This is a genomic window from Aeromonas sp. A600620, assembly GCF_029479985.1.
Taxonomy (GTDB): Bacteria; Pseudomonadota; Gammaproteobacteria; order Enterobacterales; family Aeromonadaceae; genus Aeromonas; species Aeromonas veronii_A.
Genome location: NZ_JAAKXB010000001.1, coordinates 354,166 through 378,603, shown reverse-complemented (window position 1 = coordinate 378,603; position 24,438 = coordinate 354,166). Strand labels below are relative to the sequence as shown.

Here is a 24,438-nt window from a genome sequence, read left to right as displayed (position 1 = left end):
TAAAATATTTATAAAAATCCGGAAAACTCGCCCATCTCTTCCCAAAAAATTCAATCTATAACTTTTTATTAACTTTTAGCCTATTGTATGCGGCCCTTCGAGCCAGAGCAAGGCTCCTTTGCCATCGTGCCACTCGATACAGGCGATCCCCGAGGTGGCAAACATGGGTGCTCCTGCGGCCGGACAGAGGCTTTGCACCAGATAACCCACTAGCGGCAGATGGCTGACCATCAGGATCTGGTCATGTTGTTCAGCCAAAGTGGTAAGGTAGCTGGCCACGAAAGCGGGATCACCGTAAGGGGTAATGTCGCCACTCTCTTCAACGGCTGCTGCGTCAGGCAATTCACTGCATATGGCTTGCCAGGTCTGGCGTGCCCGCAGATAGTTGCTGTGGATCACCCGATCCAGCGGGCCAATCAGCTGAGGCGCCAGCCAGCGAGCCATCTGGATAGACTCTTCAATACCCTGCTCGGTCAATGGACGCTGTTCATCTGTTTTCGCATTCATGCCAGCCTGGCCATGACGCATGATATAGATCTTCATTACAACCTCGCCCAAAGGGCCTGTTTTGATAGCCGGGGGATCTTACCCCGCTACGGGTGTGGAAACAATTGCGCTACCTCTCAGAAAAGGGTTTGCCTGACGGGATAGCGGGGTCGATAATCATGTTTAAATTCAAATAAATCCAACGTGAGTCACACGCCAATGAGCCCATATGCCAGTCCCAATGACCATCGGCAATACCATTTTCTGGAGCTGGCCAACCGGCTCAGGGTCTTGTTGATTTGTGATCCCGACACCGACAAATCGGCCGCCTCGCTGGCGGTCAATACCGGCCATTTTGACGATCCTGTCGACCGGCAGGGGATGGCCCATTTTCTGGAACACATGCTGTTTCTCGGCACCGCCACTTACCCCAAGCCTGGTGAGTACCAGCAATTTATGAGCCGTCATGGCGGCAGCAACAACGCCTGGACCGGCACCGAATTCACCAACTTCTTCTTCGAGATCGACAACGGCTTCTTCGAAGCAGGGCTGGATCGCTTCTCCCAGTTCTTTATCTGCCCCACCTTTGATCCGGAGTGGGTGGACAAGGAACGCAACGCGGTCGACTCCGAGTATCGCCTCAAGCTGCAGGATGATATGCGCCGCAGCTATCAGGTGCATAAAGAGACGGTCAACCCGGCGCACCCCTTCTCCAAGTTCTCGGTGGGCAACCTTGATACCCTGGCCGATCTGCCGGGACGGGATCTGCGCTCCGACCTTATCCGTTTTTACGAAAGCCACTACAGCGCGGATCGCATGGCGCTGGTGATGATCTCGCCGGAATCCATCGATACCCAGTTGCAGTGGTGCTGTCGCTACTTTGCTCCCATTTTGAATCGCAATTTGGGAACCCCGACCCTCACCATGCCGCTCTACAGGCTCGATGATCTCGGCGTGCGCATCCACATCAATCCGGTCAAGGAGACCCGCAAGCTGTCGCTCAGCTTCCCCTTGCCCAATGTGGACGAGTTTTACGACAAAAAGCCCCTCACCTTCCTGAGCCATCTGATTGGCTACGAGGGGGATGGCAGCCTGCTCTCCCTGCTCAAGGCGAAAGGCTGGGTCAATCAGCTCTCGGCGGGCGGTGGCATTAGCGGCGCCAACTTCAAGGATTTTGGCGTCAACTTTGGCCTGACCCCCTTGGGCCTTGAGCATGTGGACGACATCCTCGCCGCCCTGTTTGGCTATCTGAAACTGATTGGCCGCGAAGGGCTGCAGAGCTGGCGCTATGACGAAAAACGGACCGTACTCGAGTCGGCGTTTCGCTTTCAGGAGCGTGGCCGCCCCCTCGATACGGTGTCGGGGCTCGTGCTCAACCTCTTTAGCTACCAGCCTGAGGATCTGCTCTACGGCGACTACATGATGCGCGAATATGACGAGGGGCTGATCCGCCGCTTCCTCGCCAAGCTCACCCCGCACAACCTGCGTATCACCATCACTGCGCCGGAAGTGGCAACCGATCGGCTGGCCCGCTGGTATCAGACCCCCTACAGCGTGGCAACCATTACCGAGGCCGAGAAAATTCGCTGGCAGCAGAGCGAACCGGATCCGGCGCTGGCGCTACCCAAGCCCAACCCCTTTATCAGCAGTAGGCTCGATCCGCGTACGCCCGAGCTTGCCGCCGACATGCCCGCCTGCCTTATCGATCGCCCCGGTTTTCGCCTCTGGCACCTCCATGAGCACCTGTTCAGCGTGCCCAAGGGCAATCTCTACATCTCCATCGACAGCGAACATGCGATAAAAAATCCGCGCAATATCGCCATGGCGCGCCTCGCCGTGGAGCTGTTGGCCGACCACCTCAACGCCCTCACCTATCCTGCGGAGCTGGCGGGGCTGGGTTACCAGATCTATGCCCATCAGGGGGGCTTTACCATCAACCTGAGCGGCTTTGCCGACAAGCAGCCGCTGTTGCTCGACATGATCCTCGGCAACCGCACGCTGGGGTATCCGGATCCGGGTCGCTTCGCCGAGATCAAGGAGCAGCTCATTCGCAACTGGGACAACCAGTCCAAGGCTCGCCCCATCTCCCAGCTCTTTAACCAGCTCACCAGTTTGCTGCAACCCAACAACCCGCCGTTCGAGCAGTTGCTGCGTCACCTGCGCACCGTCGAGCTGGAAGAGATGCCCGGCTTCGTGGCCCAGCTGTTTGGCGAGGTGCATGTCGAAGCGCTGGTGCATGGCGACTGGACTGCCGCCGAAGCACTGGAGCTGGCCGCCCTGATGGAGCGCCACCTGAGCGATATCAATGGCACCAGCAGCAAGCCGAGCGGCGAGACCCGTCGTCCGCTCATCTCCATTCAGGACAGGGGCACCCTTATTCGCGAGCAGGGTTGCGATCACGAAGACTCGGCGCTCCTGGTCTACTACCAGTCCCGCACCACCCGAGCGCGGGATCTCGCCTGCTTCACTCTGGCGAACCACATCATGTCCTCTAATTTCTTCCACGAGCTGCGCACCCGCCAGCAACTGGGGTATGTGGTGGGTGCCGGCAACCTGCCCCTCAATCGCCATCCGGGGCTGATCTTCTATATCCAGTCGCCGGTGGCGGGGCCGCAGATCCTGCTCGATGCGGTGGAGGAGTTTATCGACCTCTTCCCGCTGGCCATGCTCGAATTTACCGAGCAGCAGTGGCAAGAGAGCAAGGCGGGGCTGCAAGCCCAGCTGAGCGAGCGGGATGCCAACCTGCGCAGTCGCGGCCAGCGGTTGTGGGTCAGTATTGGCAACAAGGACCTGGGGTTCGATCAGCGGGAACGGGTCTGCGATGAGGTGGGCAAGTTGAGCCGCGCCGATCTGGTGCGCTTTATCACCCAGCTGCGCTCGCGCACCTCCGATCGGCTGATCCTCTGCAGCTATGGTCAGGGGCACGAACATGACGAGCGGATCACCGGCCAGTTTATCGATGATCCACGGGCATTTCGGCTCAATGCCGCCACCTTCGAGGCCTGATCAGGCCTCGCACGCCCCCGTTTTTCCATTCCCACGGCAAATCACAGGCAATAAAAAGCCGACCCATCAGGGTCGGCTGGAAAAACCATAACAATTGCGACCAAAGCCGCCAAAAGTGAACATGAGCGTGAAAATCAGACACTGAGTTGCTGATCAGCAAGCGGGAAAGACCCGATACTCGCTTTGCAATGCCAACAGTGATTGAGAAACAGCCTCATATTAGGCACTCCCCCCGCCAGTCACGTTGATCTACGTCAAAGGAGGTAGCGAAGAGCGCATAGCCCGATGATTTGTCGGCGCAGATCACCCTTTGCTCGCCCGTTAGCTGCCCGTTAACCCCGGCGAACCAGCCGGTAGGCTACCTCATCGAAGTAGGAGAGCTGGCCCGACAACACCCGCGGGTGATCCACCTCGGCGGCGCGCCCCAGCACCTCGATACGAAAATCGCGCTCAAACAGGGCTCGCACCTCCATCTCACCCACCGAGAAGGGGGGCTGACTCTGCTGCTCCGGCTGATATTCAAGGGTCACCAGCAGGATCTGGCCGCCGGTCTCGACCAGCGAACTGATCAGGGCTGCATACTGGCGGCGCATCGCGGTCGGCAGGGCGATCAGCGCCGCGCGATCATAGACCAGCCGGTAACGGCGACCCAGACTGGGGGCGGCGAAAAAATCCCCCTGAAAAATGCGCAGGCTGTCCACCTGATGACACTGATAAGGGCCTACTTCGCTCACGGTCGCGGCGAGCTGGTTTTCACTGAAGAACTGGCTGACGGCAAGGCTCGATAGCTCGAAACCGTCGACCGGATGGCCCTGAGCGCTCAGCCAGAGCATGTCACGGGACTTGCCGCACAGGGGAACCAGCACCGGCTCGTCCGCTTGCTGGGCTGACCACCAGGATTGCAGCCAGTGGTTGAAGTCCGCCTGATGAAAGCCAATCCGGTTCTCTTCCCAACGCTGATGCCAAAACGCAGCTTCCATCGTTATTACCCTTCTGTACTAAAGATGCCTCAATATCACAACTTAACCGGCACCGCGCAACCCTCTGCCCTCCCCTTTTTGCCGCGCAGCCTCGGCGTGTTATCGGGAGAATGGCGGGACGTCACCTTGCCGTGCGCCTCGCTGTCGCAATGAGCGCTATTGGCTGCGTTTATAACGTGCCTGCCAACGTCAATTAGATCACGACAGCGTGGCGCGAGCGGCCGCCAGCTGACGCTCTATATAAGCAAAATCGGGGCGTTCGGCGGGGAGTTCCGAGAGGCAGGCCGCTTTGAGCTGATGCAACCCATCAAGCGGTGAGTCTTGCGTATCGCAATGGGCCAGCAGCTCCTCCAGCAGGCAACCAAAGGCGCGCACTTCCAGTCGCTCAAGGCCCATGGCCCGCTCGCGGTCGCAGCGGTCATATAAGGAAGCGGCGCCAAAATCCCCCAGCAGGGCGCGAGCCGGCGCGTCAGAACCGCGGGCAAACAGAATATTGTGGCCGTAGAGATCCCCGTGCATGATGCCCGCGCGATGCAGATGGCCCTCCACCGAGGCGATGCCGTGGGCCATCGCCAGCGCATCCGGCACACTCAGATGCAGCCCCTCTGGATAGACATCCCGGGTGCAGGAGTCCAGGCTCGGCGGCCCGGCCAGATTGACAAAGGCCGGGTCGATCAGCTCCATCACCAGCGCCGGAATACCGGAGGGGTGATCAGCCACCTTGCCTATCACCTTGATAAGGTTGGGATGAGTGCCCGCCGCCAGCGATGCCGCCATCTCGCAGCGGGGCAACCCGTCGCTGGTCACCGCCCCCTTGAACAGCTTGACCGCCACCTGACTGGCATCGGCTCCGCCGCTGGCCTGAGTCACTTCATCAGCAGGATTACCCACAAGGGTGGCGCGATGGATAACGCCGGATGCTCCCTGCCCCAGCAGCTCGCCCAGCGCCAGCGTCTCCCAAGCAATCGGCGTGACATGGGCATCATCGATGGCCCGCGCCTCCGCCCCTTCGCTAAAGGGGTTGCCGGAGTAGGCGAGCCATGCAAGGCGCGGCAGCGACAGCAGCCACTCGGGGAAGCGTTCGATGCGGTTGGCGGCGATGCGCAGCAACTCCAGATTGCGGCAGTTGGCAAGGCTCCTCGGCAGCTCGCGCAGGCGGTTGCCCGCCAGCATCAACTTTTGCAGGGCGTCGCACTGGCCCAGCTCATCAGGCAGCTGCTCAATTGCGTTATCGGTCAGGATCAGCCAGCGCAAACCGGCGGGCAACGCCCTGGCCGAGACGGTAACAATCCGGTTGGCCTTAAAACCCACCATGGTGAGCGCCGGACAACGTCCCAGCACCTCGGGCAGCTCGGTAAAGCGGTTCTCAGAGCAGAAGATAATGCGCAGTTTGCCAAACCCGGCCAGCTCGTCCGGCAGCGTGCTCAGCTGGTTGCCGGTCAAATCCAGCACCTCCAACGTCTCTTTCAGGCTCAAAATCTCGGTGGGGAACTCCGTCAGGTTTTCACAAAGCTTCAGATGGCGGGCACCGCACAGTTCACCCGCACGCAGCTGTTCCAGAGTATGCATAACCGTTTCTCAATCCTGATGACCTGCATGATGACATAGCAAGCCATCTGCGCGCGCCGAACCTGGGTTCAGCGGTTTTAAAGGGGGGGCATTATAAAGAATCAGGGGGGCAGATCACCCCTGGTAGCTTGAAAGTATGCGGCTTATACGATCGCCAAGACAGCGACATCTATTGCACGTTGGCAGCGCTTTGCTCGCGGCCAGCTTGCAATGCCGCTGTAGCATGACCTGAATGCACAGCGTAATGAATCCTTATTTCCGTCCGCCCCCCAGCGATTGAATGAACGCCAGCGTACGACGATTAAACTGTTCCGGCTGCTCCACATTGCAGACATGGCCGCACTGTTCGATCACCGCTAATGAGGAGCTGGCATCGCGGGCCACCTGTTCGCGCACCGGTGCCAGAAACATATGATCCTCCTCTCCCATCACATAGAGGGTGGGAATGGGCAGGGAGCGTTCGCGGAAGTAACGCATCAGCGGGTTGACCTCGGTGGCGAGGCGGAACCAGCGTTTGAACTCTTTCTGGCAGAGCTTGCGGGCCTCGCGCACAAAGAGGTTGCGCGACTCCTGATGGTGCTGGCGCGGCATGATGATGAAGGCAAACAGCCGGTAGAGCCACATATAGGGCAGGAAGTGCTGGCCGAGTCGGCCCAGCTGCACCAGCACCCGCGAGCGGATATCGAGCCGCAAAATGGCGCCCCCCAGTACCATGCTTTTCACCCGCTCCGGGCAGAGCTCGGCCAGATGACGAATAAGGATGGTGCCAAGGGAGATGCCGACAAAGTGGGCGCGGCGGATATCGAGATGATCGAGCAGCCGAACGATATCTTCGGTCACTTCCCGAAAGCTGTAGTGGCCCTTGACCACCTGTTGCAGCTGGTGGGACTGGCCGTGGCCGCGCAAGTCCAGCAGCAGCACATTGAAGTGCTCGCGATAGGCGCGCAGCTGTTTGAACCAGATGGAGGAGCTGCCACCGGCGCCGTGGACAAACACCACCCAATCCCGCTCGGGACCCAGTTCGAAAGTCTTGTGATACAACATCCAATAGGCTCCCTTGGTGATGGGGGGTATACTCGGCTGCGCGCATATTAACAGAACAGGCCCGCCGATAGATATGCGCCTGACATGACCCGGATCACCCCTTGCGCGAGAACTTTCCATGGATTTGACCCGTTTGCGCCACTTTCTGCTGACCCTGCCGGGCGCCACCGAAGATACCCCGTTTGGCCCGGAGACCCTGGTCTACCGCATCGCGGGCAAGATGTTCGCGCTGGTGGATTGGCAGGCCGAGCCGCTTACCATCAACCTCAAATGCGAGCCCGAGCTGGCGTTGCTGCTGCGCGAGATCCACCCCGAGGTCAAACCGGGTTGGCATATGAACAAGCAACACTGGAACACAGTGACCCTGAACAGCACCTTGCCAGATGATCTGTGGCAGGGCTGGGTGCATCACTCCTATGAGCGGGTTGTCGCGGGTCTGCCCAAAGCCAAACGGCCACAGGCGCCGCGTCCCCTCTCCCCCACTGACGACCCAACCTTATGACCCCAGCACTTAGTCCAGCACTTTGCATTGTCCCCCTTGGTGAGGCACATATCCCCGCCCTCGTGAGCCTGTTTGAGCAGGCGGTGCGACGCTGCGGCCCCGAGCACTACAGCGCCGAACAGGTGGAGCAGTGGGCCCTCGGTTCACAACATCCGGGCTTTGTCAGCCAGCTGCGCGAACACCACGGCTGGGTGGCGGAGCTGGCAAATGTGCCCCTCGGTTTTGTCACCCTGAGCCCCGATGGCCATCTCAGTCTGCTCTATGTCAGCGCCGACCATCAGCGCCAGGGACTGGGCAATCTGCTGCTCACCACGGCGCTCGCGGGGGCCAGAGGGCTCGGTATGACCCTCATCACCACCGAGGCCAGCGCCTTCAGTTATGAGCTATTTTTACGACATGGCTTTACGTTGACCGGGCTGGAGTCCGTGGAGCGGGGCGGAGTCAGTTTTACTCGCCATCGCATGCACTGCTGCTTGCCAAGCTAGGGCAAGCCACTAAAATACGCTTAATTTTCGTATTGTTACTGTATTGAGGCAGCAACCATGGTGGTAGAAAGTGAAGGCTATATCTCGCTGATCGAGTATCTGGTGGAGAGTTTGGGATTGTTTGAATCCCAGCAGCAGAACGATGGTGAAGATACCATCGAAGATCTGGTCAGTGGCCGAGTTGCCAGCAACCTGATGGCCATTTGCGAGCAAAACCCCCAGCTCGATCCCAAGGTGCGTTTCGCCATCATGCAGGAGGCCGACGCCGTGGTCGCCGATCTGGAAGAGGTGCTCTCTGCCGTCTGGCTGCGCGCCCCGACCCCTGAACAGAAAACCTTCCTCATCGAGTTTATCGATCTCATCAAGAACCTGTTCGACAGCGCCATCGGCTGATCTGCCGTCCGGTTTTCCCGCCCAACGCAAAATTTCAGAACAGCAGATAAGGAAAAGGGCCGCCTTGGTGGGCAGCCCTGCTTGCTATCATTTTCAACCCGCCAGTGCGTTCATTCATCAGGCGGTTATCAAGGCAAGAAATGTGTCTGGACTTTGCATCCGATCCCTGGACGCTACCTAGTTAGTCCCGACTGGTCGCAATAAGTTCCCTCCTCCGACCATTTATTTTCACTTTTATTAAGAAATCGACTACAAACCTGTTCAGCGGTTCAGGCTTGGCGGCAAACAGACTCCAATGCCACCCAATCCGCAGTAACCATCCGGGTTTTTCTCCAGATATTGCTGATGGTAATCCTCGGCGTAGTAGAAGGGCGCCAGCGGCAGAATGCGGGTGGTAATGGCACGGCTGTCGCCGCTTGCCGCCATCGCCTGCTGATAGGCCGCCATGCTCTGCTGGGCAATGATCTGCTGACTCTCGTCGCCATAGAAGATCACCGAGCGGTACTGGGTGCCAATGTCCCCGCCCTGACGCATCCCCTGCGCCGGATCGTGCTGCTCCCAGAACAGTCTGAGCAGATCGCCGTAGCTGATCATTGCCGGATCAAACACCACCTGCACCGTCTCGGCATGACCGGTCAGGCCGCTGCACACCTCTTTGTAGGTGGGATTCTGGGTCACGCCGCCCTGATATCCGGCCGCGGTGGAGTAGACGCCCGGCTGCTGCCAGAACAGGCGCTCCACGCCCCAGAAGCAACCCATGCCAAACCAGGCGATCTCCATGTTCTCGGGCCAGGGACCCTGAGTCGGGTTGCCATTCACCGCATGCTGCTGACCAATCACCATCGCTTCGCGTCGTCCCGGCAGGGCATCTGCCGGTGAAATAATCTGTTCCATGAATTCTGTCCTTGTATAAAACCCTGTGAAATCACACAGCTGACGAAAAGGAGCATCGAAGATAGCAGTTTATCGCGCCGGATCAACCGGCGGGCCCCTCCCCGCTCGCCCCGGCGGCCGTCTGCACCGTCCGTCACCCTTTCCCGATCCGCACGGCCAACCCGCCCCTCGTAGACCAGAAACGGCCAAAATCAATATTTAGTCTTGATTTGTGAATTAATTTTCATATATTGAGCCAATCGCTGTTTTTTTATGGAAGAAATATCAAGTGCGTGAACGCGAACCCAGTCTGGTCAATGCCTTCCGGCAATCCACCCCCTATGTCAATGTGCATCGGGGTGCCACCTTTGTGCTGATGATGGGGGGAGAAGCCATCTGCCACCCCAACTTCGCCAATATCGTCAGCGATATCGCCCTGCTGCAGACACTGGGCATACGCCTGGTGCTGGTGTTTGGTTCACGTCCGCAAAACGATGAAGCGCTGGCCCGCGCCGGTATCGAGGCCCAGTATCACAAGCGGATCCGGGTCACCGATGACGAGAGTTTCACCATCATCAAACAGGTGTGTGGCGGCCTGCAATACGACATAACCGCCCAGCTCTCCATGGGGCTCGCCAACACCCCCATGCAGGGAGCGCGGATCAGCGTGGTGAGCGGCAACTTCGTCACCGCCCAGCCGCTGGGTGTGGATGATGGCATCGACTTTTGCCACAGCGGCCGGGTGCGCCGCATCGACGTGGAGGGGATCACCCGCCAGCTCGATCAGAAGAGTCTGGTGCTGATCTCCCCCATCGGCTGCTCGGTCACCGGCGAGAGCTTTAACCTGAGCTCGGAAGAGGTGGCCCGCCGGGTGGCGGTCGACCTCAAGGCGGACAAGCTCATCTGCTTTAGCAGCACCCAGGGGGTAATGGACAGACGCGGCGAAGCCATCTCCGAGCTCTTCCCCGAACAGGCCGAAGAGCTGCTGGTGGAGCTGGAGCAGGCGGGCGAAGAGATGTCCGGCACCGCCCGCTATCTGCGCGCGGCCATTGCCTCTTGCCGTGGCGGCGTGCCCCGCTCCCATCTGGTGAGCTATCAGGATGATGGCGCCATGCTGCAGGAGCTGTTCAGTCGCGACGGCCTCGGCACCCAGATCGTGCGGGAAAGTGCCGAGCAGGCCCGCGCCGCTACCATCGAGGATATCGGCGGCATTCTTGATTTGATCCGCCCGCTGGAGGAGGAAGGCATTCTGGTGCGCCGCTCCCGCGAGCAGCTGGAGATGGAGATCGACAAGTTCACCATCATCGAGCGCGATGGCCTCATCATCGGCTGCGCGGCACTCTACTGCTTTATGGAAGAGGCGATGGCGGAGATGGCCTGCGTCGCCATCCACCCCGACTATCGCAACTCAAACCGGGGGGATCAGCTGGTGGCCAAGGTGGCCGAGCGGGCCAAACGGCTCGGCATTCGCCGCCTGTTCGTGCTCACCACCCGCTCCATCCACTGGTTCCGGGAGCGGGGCTTCGATCCGCTGGAAGTGGAAGATCTGCCGGTGGCGCGCCAGCGTCTCTACAACTGGCAGCGCCGTTCCAAGGTTTTGTCAAAGACCATTGCCTAAGCCATTGATTCTGTGTTGAGTTAGCTGACAATTTGAACTTTTTCACAAACTCGATTGACAGTGCAATCCAACGCAGGGTATTTCTAAATGCACTCCACCGCCCTGGTGGAGCCAGAAGAGGAGCGCTGCCCAGGCAGCCCAAGGGAGGACGCCAGCGTCCGGTGAACTTGGGTCAGGGGGAGCAGCGCCGAGACGAGTGAGGAGACTGGTGACCTCAACGTCGGCTGCGGGGGCTGAATCCCCCGGGTTGTCATCGGTAGTGATCATCCCCCACCGCGCCCTGTCAGGGGCGGTACGGGATGGGCTCTGCAGGTGGAGTGCTTCTGGCCGGGATAGTTTCGTTCATTCCTGCCATTTTCAGCCTCCTCCTCTCTTTTTTGCCCGATGGAACCGGAATCTTAAAATAAGACAGGAGTAAGCAATGAGCCCGATCAATGTCGCCAAGTTTGGCGGAACCAGTGTCGCCAACTTCCCGGCCATGAATCACTGCGCCGATATCGTGCTGGCCAATCCCGCCACCCGGGTGGTGGTACTGAGCGCCAGCGCCGGTGTCACCAACCTGCTGGTCGCCCTGGCACAAGGGGAGCTGGACGAAGCGGGCCGCGACGAGCAGCTGGCCAAACTGGCCGGGATCCAGCAGGCCATTCTGGCAGATCTCGGCAACCCCGTTGATGTGAGCGCCCTCATTCATGGCCAGCTGGACGAAATTCGCCTCATGGCCCAGCAAGCTCACCAGCATACCGATGCGGAGCTGGCCGATCGCCTCATTGCCTGCGGCGAGCTGATGTCTACCCGCCTCTTTACCGAGCTGCTGCGCCAGCGCGGCGTCAAGGCCCACTGGCAGGATGTGCGCCAGCTGATGCGCACCGACAGCCGCTTTGGCAAGGCCACCGTCGATCTGGCCACCACCCGTACCCTCTGCCAGCAGACGCTGGGCCCGCAGCTTGGCGACAGCCTCATCATCACCCAGGGCTTTATCGGTGCCGATGGCGATGGCCGCACCACCACGCTGGGGCGCGGCGGCTCTGACTACAGTGCGGCCCTGCTCGCCGAAGCGCTCGATGCCGCCAGTATCGAGATTTGGACCGATGTGCCCGGCATCTACACCACGGATCCGCGCCTCGTCACCCGCGCCCGCCCCATTCCTGAAATCAGCTTTGTCGAAGCAGCCGAGATGGCCACTTTCGGCGCCAAGGTGCTGCACCCCGCCACCCTGCAACCGGCGGTGCGCCAGAACATTCCGGTGTTTGTCGGCTCCGCCAAGGATCCTGCCGCCGGTGGTACCTGGATCCGCGCCAGCACAGATTCAAGCCCGCTGTTTCGCGCCATCGCCCTGCGCCGCCAGCAGGTGCTGGTGACCCTGCACAGCCTCAACATGTTCCACGCCTACGGCTTTCTGGCCGAAGTGTTCGGCATTCTGGCCCGTCACCGCATCTCGGTCGATCTCATCACCACATCGGAGGTGAGCGTGTCACTGACGCTGGATCACACCGGCAGCCAGAGTAACGGCGAACCGATCCTGAGCGACAAGGTACTGGCCGAGCTGGGCCAGCTCTGCAAGGTGGAGGTGGAAACCGGTCTGGCACTGGTGGCGCTCATCGGCAACCGGATGAGCGAAGTGAACGGGGTGGGCAGTCAGGTCTTTGACGCCCTGCGCGAGCACAACATCCGGATGATCTGCTACGGCGCCAGCGCCCACAACCTCTGCTTCCTGGTCAAGGAGAGCGAGGCGGGCAATATCGTCAACCGCCTCCATCAGGAGTTGCTGGACTGACCCTCACCGCGAGGCAATTCCGGCCATGCAACAGGGCGCCAACACGGCGCCCTGTTCATTTGTACTCCGCAAAGGTATTGGCTCAGGCAAGGCTGGTGGCTGGCAACTGACAGGCGACGGCTTCCCGGCGCAGCTGCTGTAAGCGGGCCAGCAGCCCGGTCTGGCCCAGCTCCGTCTCCTGAGGCGAGAGATTGTCCACCAGCAGCGAATAGTGATCCGTCACCGCCTGCATCAGCCAGTCGAGGCGACGCAGGGTGAGCGGGCCGCAGCTCTGGCCGCTCAGATCATCGGCCACATCGAGCCGGTGGCTGCGATACATGTCCCGCCACCAGTTGGCAACCAGCGCCTCGTCGCTCACCAGCGCGGCGCTCCACTCCCCCTGCAGGGCGTGCAGGCGGGCCAGCACGGGCGCGCTGGCCCCTTCGCGGATCAGGTGGTGGATCTCCCGTTTGACCCACTTGAGGCAGAGTTCACGCCAGTAGCGAAATTGCGGCAGAGGATCGGCCTCATCGAGCCAGAGTCCAGAGAGGGTGCGGGTCTCCAGCCGCTCCGGTACATGGAACTGCGGATCGACCAGACCGTTGGAGTTGTATTCAAAGCGGGGATCGAAGGTCCACATATAGCCAAAGTCGAACACGCAGATCTGCTCGCCATCATCGAGCAGGTTGCCCGGACTCGGGTCCCAGTCAAACCAGCCCCAGCGGGCCAGCTCACCCTGCACCTCCAGAATCTGGGCCAGATTGCGTTCGTTGAGCTGATGGACCGGCACACCCCGCAACCAGGGGGAGACCAGTACCCCGGCCCGCGCCGAGCCGAAACTGGTGCAAACCACGTGGGAGAGGACGGTGGGATGCAGCTCGCGCAGCGCCTCGATTTCACGCCGCCGCTCCAGCTCGGTCAGAAAGGCGGTCTTGCCATCGAGGTTGGCCACCAGTGAATCCTGACGTCGCCGCTTGAGGCACCAGTGATGCCCCTCCACCTTGAGGTGAAACACCTCGGCGGTGAGACCGTGGCGATAGACCTTGACCACTGCGGGATGAGTATCCTTCAGCTTGACCAGTTGGGCCAGCGGCAGCGGGCAGTCGCGCTCGCGTCCGATCCGGATCTCTTCCTTGCTCTCCAGCATGCGCAGCAATCTGGCCTGACGTGCCATCACTTTGGGATTCATACATGTACCTCCAGTCGCTATCGAGAGACTAAACAGCAGCTCCCTCCCAAGCCAGTGGCAAAACCCCATGATGACGCTTTCATCACATATTCCGAACAACCCCTCGATCGGGATCACAATTTGCAAGGTTGAGCTGTAACCAAATATTCATTAAGTGGTCATTAAATTGACAAGCTGAAACAAGGCCCGCACCATCGGGTCAAACTCTATGCGGATGAACGATCTCTCCCTTACTCGCTCAAAGGATGAGCTTATATGAATCGCCCCTCCTCAGGCCGCCCCCGTGCCCTGAGTCTGCCCTCTGGGCTACTGGCCCTGCTGGGCGGATTGCTGCTGCTGACTCTGTTATTACCGCTGATCAATCCCGGCAGCTGGCTGGGCCGTGCCCAACCGCTGGTGCTGGGCCCCGCCGACAATCCGCTGGCCACCCTCACCCGCCACGCCCTGCTCTATAAAAGCGACAGCCGCGGCCTCTATCTGGTGGTGCGCAGCCAGTGGCTGTTGCGGGGGCCGCTGCAAGCGGGGGACAAGGTGCGAGTGGAGCTGCTCAACGACAAGGGGGAGCGGATCGACCAGCTCAGTCAAGCGGTGGATAAGCGTCAGGTGTGCCGCAATAACCGCTGCTCGCTGGATCTCAACAGCACCTTGCGCGCACCGGACGATGCACTGGCCAGCCGTTATCAGCTGCGCATCGGTCTGCTGCTCAAGGATCGCCCCGAGAGCGGTGATTTCAGCCAGATCCTGCAAACCCTGCCGGAGCAGGGCTTCAACCTCACCTATCTGGTGGTGAGCCTGACCCTAGTGCTGGCCCTGAGCGCCGCCGTGCTCAAAACGGTGCTGCCAAAGCTGCGCCGCAGCCTGCGCTGGCGGATCATCGGCAGCCTGCTGCTCGGCAACCTCACCTTCGTGCTGCTGCACGGCTTCGTGGTGTTCAAGCTGGGGGAGTTTCTGCTCTGGTCAGGCTTTCGGCCGGAGCACTACTATCTGGCCTGGGGCAGCATGGTGCTGGGCTGGAGCCTCTGCGCACTGGCGGGCTTCAACCTCTATATGGGGCTGGTCTTTACCGCGCTGTCAGGCATAGGTCTGCTGGCCAACTTTATGAAGATCGCCATCTACGGCGTGCCGCTCGGCGGGGACGATTTTGGCAACCTGCTGGCGCTGCTGCGGATCCTGCTCGACCAGCACCCCATCCTGCCCATCTTCACCGTTTTACTGGCACTGTTTCTCTGCTGGCGCTTTGCCCTGTCGCGCTGGGTGTTGCGCACAGCCGCCGCCACCGTCGCCTTCTTTGCCCTGTGCGTCTTTGCCACCCAGACCGGCAACAAGCTGCTGGGGGCCAACATTCGCTACGTGGACCGTGCGGTCAACTACCACAGGGACATCATCCGCTCAGGTCCTGGCCTCTATCTGTTCAATCTGGTGGACGAGATGCTGCAAAGCGGCAGCGTGTTTCGCTACCCCTTGCAGATCAACGAGCTGGCCCCGCAGCTGAGCTATCCGCCCCAGGGCATAGCGCCGCGCTGGGATCTGGTGATCGTACTGCAATATGAGTCGCTCTGGCTCGACTGGAAGGGGCGGATCTGCGCCCCGGCTCCCACCCTCTCCCTGCCCGCCAGCGTGCAGCAGTGGCAAAAAACCATCCACTCCCCCACCACCGGCGGCATGACGGTGCTGGCGGAGTTCGAGATGAACACCGGCCTGCCGGTGGGCTTGCTCAAGCAAGGGGTGGTGCCCTACTACTACCTCTCGCAGCAGGTGCCGGGGCTGGCCCAGAGCGCCAGACAGAGCGGCTACCAGACCCTGTTCGCCCACCCTTATGTGGAAAAATTCTGGGGCCGCGCCAAGGCGATCCCGGCGCTCGGCTATGAGGAGCGCTGGTTCGACACACGCTTCACCACCCTTGAGCACAAGGGACTCTATATCTCCGATGATGCGCTGATCGACCACCTGCTCAAGCGCAGCGAACAGGATGACAAACCGCTGTTTGCCTATGCGGTCACCATGCAGGGGCACGGCCCCTTCGATGGCCCCCGCTATCAGGGGCAGGAGCGCAGCGGCGCCTGCCCGAACCAGAGCGAGAGTGACACCCAGCTGCTCAACACCTACTACACCGGGGTGGTGGATGCCATGGCCTCGCTGGAGCGGCTGCTCAAGACCCTCGACCAGTCGGACAAGCACTATCTGGTGGTGGCCTTTGGCGATCACCAGCCGTTTTTGATGTCCGCCGGCAAGGGGATTCACGGTGACAAGCCGGCACGCGATGCCACCTACCAGATCCCCATGATGGCCTTCACCCGCGCCGATGATCCCCTCAATCTGGCGACCCAGTTTGCGCCGGTGCGCCAGCTCTACCAGATGGGTCAGGCCACCCGCCAGCTGCTGGCGGGGGATATCACCCCCATCGAAGAGAAGCCCCTGCTCCATCCGGTGCTGGGCGAGGAGAAAGGGTTCGACCCATCAAGCCTGGTGCCGCAGATCCGCGCCAGCTTCCGGCCCGATGCCCTGCCCTGAGCCTTAAGCCCCGCAACACGAATAGATGAGGCCGCAATAGCGGCCTCTGGTTATCACTTTCTCTTTGTCACTGCGACTGCGAAATCCGGTCTTTAGCGGGCGTTACGGGTTGCAACGGCATCCGCCAGGTTGCGCAGCAGCACTTCGGTATCGGCCCAACCGATGCAGGCATCGGTGATGCTCTGGCCGACGGTGAGTTCACACCCTTCCACCAGATCCTGACGGCCTTCCACCAGATGGCTCTCCACCATCACACCAAACACCGCCTTGCTGCCGGCACGCAGTTGGCCGGCCACATCCTCGGCCACCAGCATCTGGTTCTTGAACTGCTTGCTGCTGTTGGCATGACTAAAGTCGATCATCACCTTCTGGGGCAGACCGGCCTTCTCCAGCCCCTTCACCACCTCGTCCACGTGGGCGGCGCTGTAGTTCGGCTCACGACCACCACGCAGAATGATGTGACAGTCCGGGTTGCCGCGGGTCGCCACGATGGCGGAGTGACCGTATTTGGTGACCGACAGGAAGTGGTGCGGCGCACTGGCGGCACCGATGGCATCGATGGCAACCTTGATGGTGCCGTCAGTGCCGTTCTTGAAGCCCACCGGACAGGAGAGACCGGAGGCCAGCTCGCGGTGTACCTGGGATTCGGTAGTACGGGCACCGATCGCGCCCCAGCTCATCAGATCCGCCACATATTGCGGGGTGATCATGTCAAGGAACTCGGAGGCAGTCGGCAGCCCCATGTCGTTGAGATCCAGCAACAGCTTGCGACCAATGCGCAGACCGTCGTTGATCTTGCAGCTGTTATCGAGGTACGGATCGTTGATCAGCCCCTTCCAGCCCACTGTGGTGCGCGGTTTTTCGAAGTAGACCCGCATCACGATCTCCAGCTGACCTTTCAGCTCGTCGCGCAACGCCTTGAGGCGCTTGCCGTACTCCAGCGCGGCAACCGGATCATGGATGGAGCAAGGACCAATCACCACCAGCAGACGATCATCTTCGCCAGCCAGGATATTGTGAATGGCCTGACGGGATTCAAAAACGGTGGACGAGGCCACCTCGGTAGCCGGAAACTTCTCAAGCACCGCAACCGGAGGTAATAACTCTTTGATTTCACTGATACGAACGTCGTCGGTTTGATGCTGCATGACAAGGCTTCCTGCTAGATGACTGCGATTAGGAAATCTCAACATAGCCCGCGACAGGGCATGTGTAAATAGGAAATTACAGCAATCACAAAACTATTTTATATGGCAATCTTGCAAGTTATTGAAATGATGCTAGGAGAAATGACGATGCTGGTGAGGAAGGCAAAAAGGCCCGCTCAGCGCGGGCCCGAAGCGTCGGTGATGACGGGTTTGTCAGTGATCAGCCACGCTGGCTGATACTGGCCAGCTTGTCGAAGTAATCCGGGAAGGTCTTCGAGGTGCACTTGGGATCATTGATGGTGACCGGGGTATCCGACAGCGCCACCAGCGAGAAGCACATGGCGATACGGTGATCGTTGTAGGTATCGATCTCGGCATGCTTGAGCTGGGTCGGCGGGGTCACGGTGATAAAGTCATGCCCCTCCTCCACTTCGACGCCCAGCTTGCGCAGCTCGGTCGCCATGGCGTGCAGACGATCGGTCTCCTTCACCCGCCAGTTGTAGATATTGCGAATGGAGGTCGGCCCCTCGGCAAACAGCGCGGCAACGGCGATGGTCATGGCCGCATCGGGAATATGGTTCATGTCCATATCCACTCCGTGCAGCGGCGCCTGCTCCGCCTCGATAAAATCATCGCCCCAGGTGATGCGCGCGCCCATCTTCTCCAGCACATCGGCGAAGTGGATATCACCCTGAATGCTGTGCTTGCCGATACCGGTGACCCGCACCTTGCCCTTGATGGCGCCCGCCGCGAGGAAGTAGGAGGCGCTGGAGGCATCTCCTTCCACCAGAAAATCACCCGGACTGATGTAGGTCTGGTTGCCCTTGATGTAGAAGAGCTTGTAGTTGTCGTGCTCGATGACCACCCCAAACTGCTTCATGATGTGCAGAGTGATGTCGATGTAGGGCTTGGAGACCAGCTCCCCCTTGATGTGGATCCGGGTATCGCCCGCCGCCATTGGGGCTGCCATCAAAAACGCGGTCAGGAACTGGCTGGAGACGGAGCCGTCGACGTGCACATCGCCGCCCCACAGCCCCTTGGCGTCCACAACCAGCGGCGGATAACCATCGTGTTTCAGGTACTGGATATGGGCACCCGCTTCACGCAGGGCATCCACCAGATGGCCGATGGGACGCTCTTCCATGCGCGGCTCGCCGCCCAGAGTATATTCACCGGAGCCCAAGCACAGCGCGGCGCACAGCGGTCGCATGGCGGTACCGGCGTTGCCAAGGAACAGATTGACCGGCTCTTTTACCGCAAAGCTGCGGCCCAGACCCTGCACGGTACACTCGGTCTTGTCGGCGGAGAGCTTGTACTTGACCCCGAGCTGGGTCAGCGCAGCCAGCATATGACGAATGTCATCGCTGTCGAGCAGGTTGGTCAGACGGGTGGTGCCACGAGCCAGCGCCGCCAGCAGCAGCGCACGGTTAGAGACACTCTTGGAGCCGGGCAGATTGACCTCTCCGGCCACACGAGAAATGGGTTCCAAACGCAACGAATTCATAGACTTCCTGTGCTATCTCAAAAATAAACGCCTGTCCGGACGTTAACAGCCTGCGTCCCGCTCGGCAAGGGCACTTTCAGCGGAAATCACACGGCAAACGCCAGCGCGCTGGTTCTGTTGAAAAAAAGACGCCGGGGTATCCCCGGCGTCTTGAATCACTGCAATAGCTGGAAGCGGCTCACGAGATGTCACGAGAGGCCACCAGCAAACAGGTGGAGCTCTCTTCTCAGCCGTGACGCTTGGCAAAGCCATCCATAAAGCTCACCAGGGCCTTAACACCCTCCAGCGGCATAGCGTTGTAGATGCTGGCACGCATGCCACCGACAATGCGGTGTCCTTTGAGGGCCAGCAGGCCGGCCGCTTCCGATTCTGCCAGGAACTGCTTGTCCAGCTCGGCATTTTTCAGCTGGAACGGGATGTTCATGCGCGAACGGCAGCTGACATCCACCTGATTGCCGTAGAAGCTCGACTGATCGAGATAGTCATAGAGGAAGTCTGCCTTCTCCTTATTGCGCGCTTCCATCGCCTCGAGGCCACCCTGTTCCTTGAGCCACTCGAACACCAGACCGGCCAGATACCAGGCGTAGGTGGGCGGCGTGTTGAACATGGAGTCGTTCTTGGCAGTGAGCTTGTAGTCGAAAATCGAGGGGACATCGGCTCTCGCCTGATCCAGCAGATCATCGCGCACGATGGCAATGGCAAGCCCGGACGGCCCGATATTTTTCTGGGCACCGGCATAGATGATGCCAAAGCGGCTCACGTCGAGAGGACGGGAGAGAATGGTGGAGGAGAGATCCGCCACCAGCGGCACCTCGCCAGTGGCCGGAATGTCGAACATCTCGATGCCGTCAATGGTTTCGTTCGGGCAGTAGTGAATATAGGCCGCATCGGCGCGAAACGCCGGGGTCGGCAGCAGGTGGGAGATCCCCTGCTCGTTCTTGGCAACCCCCTGGAAGGTCTGGATATCGCCATACTTTTTGGCTTCATCCACAGCGCTCTGGGACCAGACGCCAGTCAGCAGGAAGTCCGCTTTCTTGTTGGCGCCGCCCAGCAGGTTCATGGGTACGGCGGAGAACTGACCGCGGCCGCCACCGTGCATGAAGAGCACCTTGTAGTTGTCCGGCACCGCCAGCAGTTCGCGCAGATCCACTTCGGCCTTCTCGGCAACCGCCATGTAGGGCTTGCCGCGATGGGAAAGCTCCATGACCGAGGCTCCCAGCCCCTGAAAATTACAAAATTCGCGCTGGGCGCGCTCCATGACTTCAACCGGCAGCATGGCGGGGCCGGCGCAGAAGTTGTAAATCTGTTTGCTCATGACGCTTTCCGTGAGTGGATGAGAGTAATCGATGACTTGTCAGGTTTTACACAAGAGCAGCCAGCGGATCAAAGGCTTTTTGGGAGCTGGCTCAACCTTTTACCGTCACTCTGCGTCCCCCTTGCAGTAGAAAAAGCCCTGAACGGGTCAGGGCTTGCAGGGAACATGCGCAGAAATGGCGGGCAGAGCGCATAAACGACCACAGCCCAGCCATTTCTGACAAATTTACAGTTTGGCGGTGAGCTCCGGCAGCAGAGTGAATAGATCCCCCACCAGCCCATAGTCAGCCACCTGAAAGATGGGGGCTTCACTGTCCTTGTTGATGGCCACGATCACCTTCGACTCCTTCATCCCCGCCAGATGCTGAATGGCCCCCGAAATGCCGACCGCGATATAGAGTTCGGGTGCCACCACCTTGCCGGTCTGCCCCACCTGCAGATCGTTGGCGACATATCCCGCATCAACGGCGGCTCGCGATGCCCCCACAGCACCGCCCAGCTTGTCGGCCAGCGCTTCTATCAAAGCAAACTGCGCCTTGGAGCCCAGTGCCCGGCCACCGGAGACCACCACCCGGGCGGCGGTCAGTTCGGGCCTGCTGGAGCACACCGCGCGGCGCTCGACCAGCCGGGTACGGCCAGCGAATTCGGGCACGGCCAAGCGTTCGATGAGAGCCTGCCCGCCTGTCGCCGCCTTGGCAAACGCGGTGGCCCGTACCGTCATCACTTTGACGGGCGCCGAGCTTGCCACTCTGGCAATGGCATTGCCCGCATAGATGGGGCGCAGGAAGGTGTCGTTACTCTCGATAGCCGTCACCTCGGAGAGCATCTCCACCCCGAGCCGAGCCGCTACTTGTGGCAGCAGCGCCTTGCCCATGGCGCTCGCCGCCATCAGGCAGTGGCTGTAACCTTCGCACCAGCTGGACAGCAGCTTGTCCACCCCATCCAGCAGCCCGTCGGCCAAGCGGGGATGTTCGGCAAGCAACACCTTGTCGACACCGCCAAGGGCAGCCGCCTGTTCACCCGCCTCGGTCAGCCCCTGACCCAGCAACAGCAGGTCAACCTGACCGCCGATGGATCCGGCGGCGGTGACCAGTTGTGCCACGTTGTCGGCCAGATGGCCCTGATGATGTTCGGCAATGATCAGCACGCTCATGGCAGCACCTTCGCTTCGTGTTTGAGTTTGTCCACCAGCTCGTCCACCGAGCCCACCTTGATCCCGGCGCTGCGGGCTGGCGGCGCCATCACCCCGAGCAAGCGGGTCTGATTGGCCACCTCAACGGCGAGTGTCGAGAAGGGGGCGCTATCAAGCGGCTTGCGCTTGGCCTTCATGATGTTGGGCAACGAAGCAAAGCGCGGTTCATTCAAACGCAGATCGGCGCTCACCACCGCAGGTAACGGCATGCCCAGGGTCTCGAGGCCACCGTCGATTTCACGAGTCACCAGCAGCTCTCCCGCTTCCACCTTAAGGGCGGACGCGCAGGTCGCCAGCGGCCAATCATTGAGGGCTGCCAGCATCTGGGCCACCTGATTGTTATCTGAATCGATGGACTGCTTGCCGAGCAGCACCAGATCCGGCTGCTCCTGCTCACACACCTTGTGCAAGGCGCGGGCGACAGTCAGCGGGGTGAGCGTCTCATCGGTGACATAATGCAGCGCCCGATCCGCCCCCAGCGCCAGCCCATGGCGCAGTTGCTCGGCGGCAGCGTCAGGGCCAAAGGTCACCACCACCAGTTCGCTGGCAACCCCGGCTTCCCGCAGCCTGACCCCCTCCTCCACCGCAATTTCACAAAAGGGGTTGATCCCCATCTTCACATTGGCCAGCTCCACGTCGGAGCCGTCTCCCTTCACCCGGATCTTGACGTTGTAGTCGACTACCCGTTTGATCGCGACCAGCAGCTTCATGGGGTCATGCCTCGTCTCTTTGGATTGAATTCATTAGTGTGCCTCTGCGTTTGTTGCAGTACGCCCTTCCCTGATTTTTTGCTTTTTCTTGCTCAGTTTTGCTTACAACTGCTTTACGTTTACGTAAACTACCAGCATTACCCTAGGCCAACCAGAGCGCAGAGGCAAGATGGAACGGGAAGCAATGGAATTTGATGTCGTCATCGTCGGCGGCGGTCCGGCGGGGCTCAGTGCAGCCATCGCCCTGAAACAGCAGGATGCCACTCTCTCTGTCTGTCTGCTGGAGAAAGGGGCGGAAATTGGCGCCCATCTGCTCTCCGGCGCCCTGTTTGATCCCGTCGCCTTGCAAGAGCTGCTGCCGGATTGCTGGCAGCAAGCGCCGCTCGGCGTACCGGTCAGCGACGATCAGGTTCATCTGCTGCAAAGCGAGCAACGTTCCCTGCAACTCCCCGCCTGGGCGGTGCCACCCCGGATGCACAATGAGGGTTGCCATGTGGTCAGTCTGGGCAATCTCTGCCGCTGGCTTGGCCAACAGGCGGAAAAACTGGGAGTCGAAATATACCCGGGATTTACCGCCAGCGAACTTATCATGGAAGCGGGCCGGGTCAAGGGGGTGATCACCGGCGATCTGGGGCTGGATCGGGCGGGCAATCCGAAAGCAGATCATGTGCCCGGCATGGCGCTGCTCGGCCGCTACACCCTCTTTGCCGAGGGGGCCCGCGGCCATCTCGGCAAGCAGCTGATCGCCGATTTCAACCTGGCAAGCCCTGCCCAGCCCCAGCACTATGCCATCGGCTTCAAGGAGCTGTGGCAACTGCCTGCTGGCCAAGGCAAAGCGGGACAGGTGCTGCACGGTAGTGGCTGGCCCCTTGGCAAGCAGGGGGGCGGCAATAGCCACGGTGGCTTCTATCTCTATCACATGGAGGGGGATCAGGTGGCAGTCGGGCTGATTGTCGATCTCAACTACCAGAATCCCTGGCTCAGCCCGTTTGACGAATTCCAGCGCCTCAAGCATCACCCGCTTATCGCTGGCGTGTTGCAAGATGGGGAGCGCATCAGCTATGGCGCCCGCGCCATCACCAAGGGGGGCTGGCACGCCCTGCCCCGCATGCACTTCCCGGGCGGCCTGCTGATCGGCTGCGATGCGGGCACCCTCGACTTTTCCCGCATCAAGGGGATCCACACTGCCATGAAATCGGGGATGCTGGCGGCAAAAACCGTCGCGATGGCTCTACGGGGGGGCGATGAAGGGGGCTGGGATCTGGCCCAGTATGGTGACGAGCTGCACCAGAGCTGGCTGGCCCGCGAACTCAAGGCGGCGCGCAACTTCGGCGCGGCGCTTCATCGCTATGGTCCTTGGTTGGGCGGTGCCTTCAACTGGCTGGAGCAACGGCTGTTTGGCGCAAGCTCGCCTTTCAAGCTGCTCGATAAGGCTCACGACTACCGTCAGCTGCGCGTGGCCAGCCGCTGCGAGCCCATCCATTATCCCAAACCCGATGGCAGACTGAGCTTTGACAAGCTCTCGTCTGTGTATCTGGCCAACACCAGTCACGACGAGGATCAGCCTTGCCACCTCAAGCTGCAGGACGAGCGCATTCCGGTCGAGGTCAATCTGCCCACCTGGGCCGAACCCGCCCAACGCTACTGCCCGGCCGGGGTGTTTGAAGTGCTGGAAATGGCAGGCGCGGCCAAACTGCAGATCAACGCCGCCAACTGCATCCACTGCAAAACCTGCGATATCAAGGACCCCAGTCAAAACATTATCTGGACGCCGCCACAGGGGGGCTCCGGGCCCAATTATCCGAATATGTGATGGAACGGCGATGCCAAGATACGGTGACATCAAAGATACTCAGTCCCAAAACATCGTCTGGACACCGCCACAAGGAGGATCCGGGCCCAACTATCCCAATATGTGATGGAATACGGCAATGCCAAGATGCGGTGACATCAAAGATACTCAGCCCCAAAACATCGTCTGGATACCGCCACAGGGGGCTCCGGGCCCAACTATCCCAATATCTGATGAAGCGGGGTAGCGGCAACAAGCAGCCCCAGCCATCCCTCCCCCCGCCAAAGGCTGGTTCTACACCGCATGGCTGCTAAGGTGATCCGACCTCGCTGTTTTTTTGGACAAACAAGCTGAATCCCTGATGAATAG

The 24,438-nt window shown here is 60.3% G+C and carries 19 protein-coding genes, 1 pseudogene and 1 riboswitch; of the genes and pseudogenes, 9 read left to right on the top strand and 11 right to left on the bottom strand.

Annotated features, from left to right (window positions below; genetic code table 11):
* Window positions 1-75 precede the first annotated feature (75 nt).
* Window positions 76-543: a phosphohistidine phosphatase SixA gene (gene sixA / locus G5533_RS01600; protein WP_021230584.1), complete on the bottom strand. Its 468-nt coding sequence runs from the start codon at window positions 541-543 to the stop codon at window positions 76-78.
* Window positions 544-705: 162 nt separating this feature from the next.
* Here sixA and G5533_RS01595 point away from each other — a divergent pair, with 162 nt between their 5' ends.
* Window positions 706-3,492, top strand: coding sequence for an insulinase family protein (locus G5533_RS01595; protein ID WP_441254333.1), 2,787 nt, complete (start codon window positions 706-708; stop codon window positions 3,490-3,492).
* Window positions 3,493-3,824: 332 nt separating this feature from the next.
* Here G5533_RS01595 and G5533_RS01590 read toward each other — a convergent pair whose 3' ends face one another.
* The 3 genes from G5533_RS01590 to G5533_RS01580 all read right to left on the bottom strand — a co-directional run bounded on the left by G5533_RS01590 (window position 3,825) and on the right by G5533_RS01580 (window position 7,085).
* Window positions 3,825-4,472, bottom strand: coding sequence for a thiopurine S-methyltransferase (locus G5533_RS01590; RefSeq protein WP_005337003.1), 648 nt, complete (start codon window positions 4,470-4,472; stop codon window positions 3,825-3,827).
* Between the two features lie 198 nt (window positions 4,473-4,670).
* Entirely contained in the window at window positions 4,671-6,041 is a 1,371-nt protein-coding gene (locus G5533_RS01585; protein WP_441254332.1) for a leucine-rich repeat-containing protein kinase family protein, read from the bottom strand.
* Between the two features lie 252 nt (window positions 6,042-6,293).
* Window positions 6,294-7,085, bottom strand: a complete 792-nt coding sequence (locus tag G5533_RS01580) for an alpha/beta fold hydrolase (RefSeq protein WP_005333728.1) — start codon at window positions 7,083-7,085, stop codon at window positions 6,294-6,296.
* A 118-nt stretch (window positions 7,086-7,203) separates the two neighbouring features.
* Here G5533_RS01580 and G5533_RS01575 point away from each other — a divergent pair, with 118 nt between their 5' ends.
* The 3 genes from G5533_RS01575 to G5533_RS01565 are packed head-to-tail and all read left to right on the top strand — an operon-like array spanning window position 7,204 to window position 8,465.
* On the top strand, window positions 7,204-7,587 hold the full coding sequence (locus G5533_RS01575) for an MmcQ/YjbR family DNA-binding protein (RefSeq protein WP_201983749.1): 384 nt from the start codon (window positions 7,204-7,206) through the stop codon (window positions 7,585-7,587).
* A complete protein-coding gene (locus G5533_RS01570) occupies window positions 7,584-8,072 on the top strand; it encodes a GNAT family N-acetyltransferase (protein WP_216953801.1) in 489 nt (162 codons plus the stop codon). Before G5533_RS01575 ends, G5533_RS01570 begins: the two co-directional genes overlap by 4 nt.
* 57 nt (window positions 8,073-8,129) lie before the next feature.
* The gene (locus tag G5533_RS01565; protein WP_411240392.1) at window positions 8,130-8,465 is read left to right on the top strand and encodes a DUF3802 family protein; all 336 of its coding nucleotides are present in this window, start codon (window positions 8,130-8,132) and stop codon (window positions 8,463-8,465) included.
* A 261-nt stretch (window positions 8,466-8,726) separates the two neighbouring features.
* On the opposite strand, the gene msrA is transcribed toward G5533_RS01565, so the two are convergent.
* The gene (msrA, locus tag G5533_RS01560; protein ID WP_421204785.1) at window positions 8,727-9,359 is read right to left on the bottom strand and encodes a peptide-methionine (S)-S-oxide reductase MsrA; all 633 of its coding nucleotides are present in this window, start codon (window positions 9,357-9,359) and stop codon (window positions 8,727-8,729) included.
* A gap of 268 nt (window positions 9,360-9,627) precedes the next feature.
* Between msrA and argA the strand changes: the two genes are divergently transcribed.
* Both argA and lysC read left to right on the top strand, forming a co-directional pair.
* A complete protein-coding gene (argA, locus tag G5533_RS01555; RefSeq protein ID WP_005345063.1) occupies window positions 9,628-10,956 on the top strand; it encodes an amino-acid N-acetyltransferase in 1,329 nt (442 codons plus the stop codon).
* A gap of 107 nt (window positions 10,957-11,063) precedes the next feature.
* Window positions 11,064-11,287, top strand: a riboswitch (Lysine riboswitch).
* 90 nt (window positions 11,288-11,377) lie between these two features.
* Window positions 11,378-12,730, top strand: coding sequence for a lysine-sensitive aspartokinase 3 (lysC, locus tag G5533_RS01550; RefSeq protein WP_216953808.1), 1,353 nt, complete (start codon window positions 11,378-11,380; stop codon window positions 12,728-12,730).
* An 82-nt stretch (window positions 12,731-12,812) separates the two neighbouring features.
* Here lysC and G5533_RS01545 read toward each other — a convergent pair whose 3' ends face one another.
* Complete coding sequence (locus G5533_RS01545) at window positions 12,813-13,898, bottom strand: hypothetical protein (RefSeq protein WP_421254786.1); 1,086 nt, start codon at window positions 13,896-13,898, stop codon at window positions 12,813-12,815.
* A gap of 255 nt (window positions 13,899-14,153) precedes the next feature.
* Here G5533_RS01545 and G5533_RS01540 point away from each other — a divergent pair, with 255 nt between their 5' ends.
* Window positions 14,154-16,409, top strand: a complete 2,256-nt coding sequence (locus G5533_RS01540) for an LTA synthase family protein (protein ID WP_421204784.1) — start codon at window positions 14,154-14,156, stop codon at window positions 16,407-16,409.
* A gap of 92 nt (window positions 16,410-16,501) precedes the next feature.
* Here the strand turns inward: G5533_RS01540 and aroG are convergent, their stop codons facing one another.
* From aroG to G5533_RS01515, 5 genes are all read right to left on the bottom strand, one after another.
* Window positions 16,502-17,557 (bottom strand): 3-deoxy-7-phosphoheptulonate synthase AroG, encoded by a 1,056-nt coding sequence (gene aroG / locus G5533_RS01535; protein ID WP_144713523.1) that lies wholly within the window; start codon window positions 17,555-17,557, stop codon window positions 16,502-16,504.
* Between the two features lie 220 nt (window positions 17,558-17,777).
* Entirely contained in the window at window positions 17,778-19,061 is a 1,284-nt protein-coding gene (gene aroA / locus G5533_RS01530; RefSeq protein ID WP_005351267.1) for a 3-phosphoshikimate 1-carboxyvinyltransferase, read from the bottom strand.
* 226 nt (window positions 19,062-19,287) lie between these two features.
* A complete protein-coding gene (gene serC, locus G5533_RS01525; RefSeq protein WP_441254331.1) occupies window positions 19,288-20,376 on the bottom strand; it encodes a 3-phosphoserine/phosphohydroxythreonine transaminase in 1,089 nt (362 codons plus the stop codon).
* Between the two features lie 225 nt (window positions 20,377-20,601).
* The gene (locus G5533_RS01520; protein WP_441254330.1) at window positions 20,602-21,528 is read right to left on the bottom strand and encodes an electron transfer flavoprotein subunit alpha/FixB family protein; all 927 of its coding nucleotides are present in this window, start codon (window positions 21,526-21,528) and stop codon (window positions 20,602-20,604) included.
* Window positions 21,525-22,277, bottom strand: a complete 753-nt coding sequence (locus G5533_RS01515) for an electron transfer flavoprotein subunit beta/FixA family protein (RefSeq protein ID WP_069553891.1) — start codon at window positions 22,275-22,277, stop codon at window positions 21,525-21,527. The genes G5533_RS01520 and G5533_RS01515 overlap by 4 nt, the downstream gene beginning before the upstream one ends.
* A 169-nt stretch (window positions 22,278-22,446) precedes the next feature.
* Here G5533_RS01515 and G5533_RS01510 point away from each other — a divergent pair, with 169 nt between their 5' ends.
* The gene (locus G5533_RS01510) at window positions 22,447-24,090 is read left to right on the top strand and encodes an electron transfer flavoprotein-ubiquinone oxidoreductase (protein WP_441254329.1); all 1,644 of its coding nucleotides are present in this window, start codon (window positions 22,447-22,449) and stop codon (window positions 24,088-24,090) included.
* A gap of 25 nt (window positions 24,091-24,115) precedes the next feature.
* Window positions 24,116-24,196, top strand: a pseudogene (locus tag G5533_RS01505) (4Fe-4S dicluster domain-containing protein); the annotation flags it as partial.
* Between the last annotated feature and the right edge of the window lie 242 nt (window positions 24,197-24,438).

What these genes read in the sequence shown, in the direction of transcription:
- sixA (WP_021230584.1), bottom strand. Translation starts at nt 543, where the DNA reads ATGAAGATCTATATCATGCGTCATGGCCAGGCTGGCATGAATGCGAAA.
- G5533_RS01595 (WP_441254333.1), top strand. Translation starts at nt 706, where the DNA reads ATGAGCCCATATGCCAGTCCCAATGACCATCGGCAATACCATTTTCTG.
- G5533_RS01590 (WP_005337003.1), bottom strand. Translation starts at nt 4,472, where the DNA reads ATGGAAGCTGCGTTTTGGCATCAGCGTTGGGAAGAGAACCGGATTGGC.
- G5533_RS01585 (WP_441254332.1), bottom strand. Translation starts at nt 6,041, where the DNA reads ATGCATACTCTGGAACAGCTGCGTGCGGGTGAACTGTGCGGTGCCCGC.
- G5533_RS01580 (WP_005333728.1), bottom strand. Translation starts at nt 7,085, where the DNA reads ATGTTGTATCACAAGACTTTCGAACTGGGTCCCGAGCGGGATTGGGTG.
- G5533_RS01575 (WP_201983749.1), top strand. Translation starts at nt 7,204, where the DNA reads ATGGATTTGACCCGTTTGCGCCACTTTCTGCTGACCCTGCCGGGCGCC.
- G5533_RS01570 (WP_216953801.1), top strand. Translation starts at nt 7,584, where the DNA reads ATGACCCCAGCACTTAGTCCAGCACTTTGCATTGTCCCCCTTGGTGAG.
- G5533_RS01565 (WP_411240392.1), top strand. Translation starts at nt 8,130, where the DNA reads ATGGTGGTAGAAAGTGAAGGCTATATCTCGCTGATCGAGTATCTGGTG.
- msrA (WP_421204785.1), bottom strand. Translation starts at nt 9,359, where the DNA reads ATGGAACAGATTATTTCACCGGCAGATGCCCTGCCGGGACGACGCGAA.
- lysC (WP_216953808.1), top strand. Translation starts at nt 11,378, where the DNA reads ATGAGCCCGATCAATGTCGCCAAGTTTGGCGGAACCAGTGTCGCCAAC.
- G5533_RS01545 (WP_421254786.1), bottom strand. Translation starts at nt 13,898, where the DNA reads ATGAATCCCAAAGTGATGGCACGTCAGGCCAGATTGCTGCGCATGCTG.
- G5533_RS01540 (WP_421204784.1), top strand. Translation starts at nt 14,154, where the DNA reads ATGAATCGCCCCTCCTCAGGCCGCCCCCGTGCCCTGAGTCTGCCCTCT.
- aroG (WP_144713523.1), bottom strand. Translation starts at nt 17,557, where the DNA reads ATGCAGCATCAAACCGACGACGTTCGTATCAGTGAAATCAAAGAGTTA.
- aroA (WP_005351267.1), bottom strand. Translation starts at nt 19,061, where the DNA reads ATGAATTCGTTGCGTTTGGAACCCATTTCTCGTGTGGCCGGAGAGGTC.
- serC (WP_441254331.1), bottom strand. Translation starts at nt 20,376, where the DNA reads ATGAGCAAACAGATTTACAACTTCTGCGCCGGCCCCGCCATGCTGCCG.
- G5533_RS01520 (WP_441254330.1), bottom strand. Translation starts at nt 21,528, where the DNA reads ATGAGCGTGCTGATCATTGCCGAACATCATCAGGGCCATCTGGCCGAC.
- G5533_RS01515 (WP_069553891.1), bottom strand. Translation starts at nt 22,277, where the DNA reads ATGAAGCTGCTGGTCGCGATCAAACGGGTAGTCGACTACAACGTCAAG.
- G5533_RS01510 (WP_441254329.1), top strand. Translation starts at nt 22,447, where the DNA reads ATGGAACGGGAAGCAATGGAATTTGATGTCGTCATCGTCGGCGGCGGT.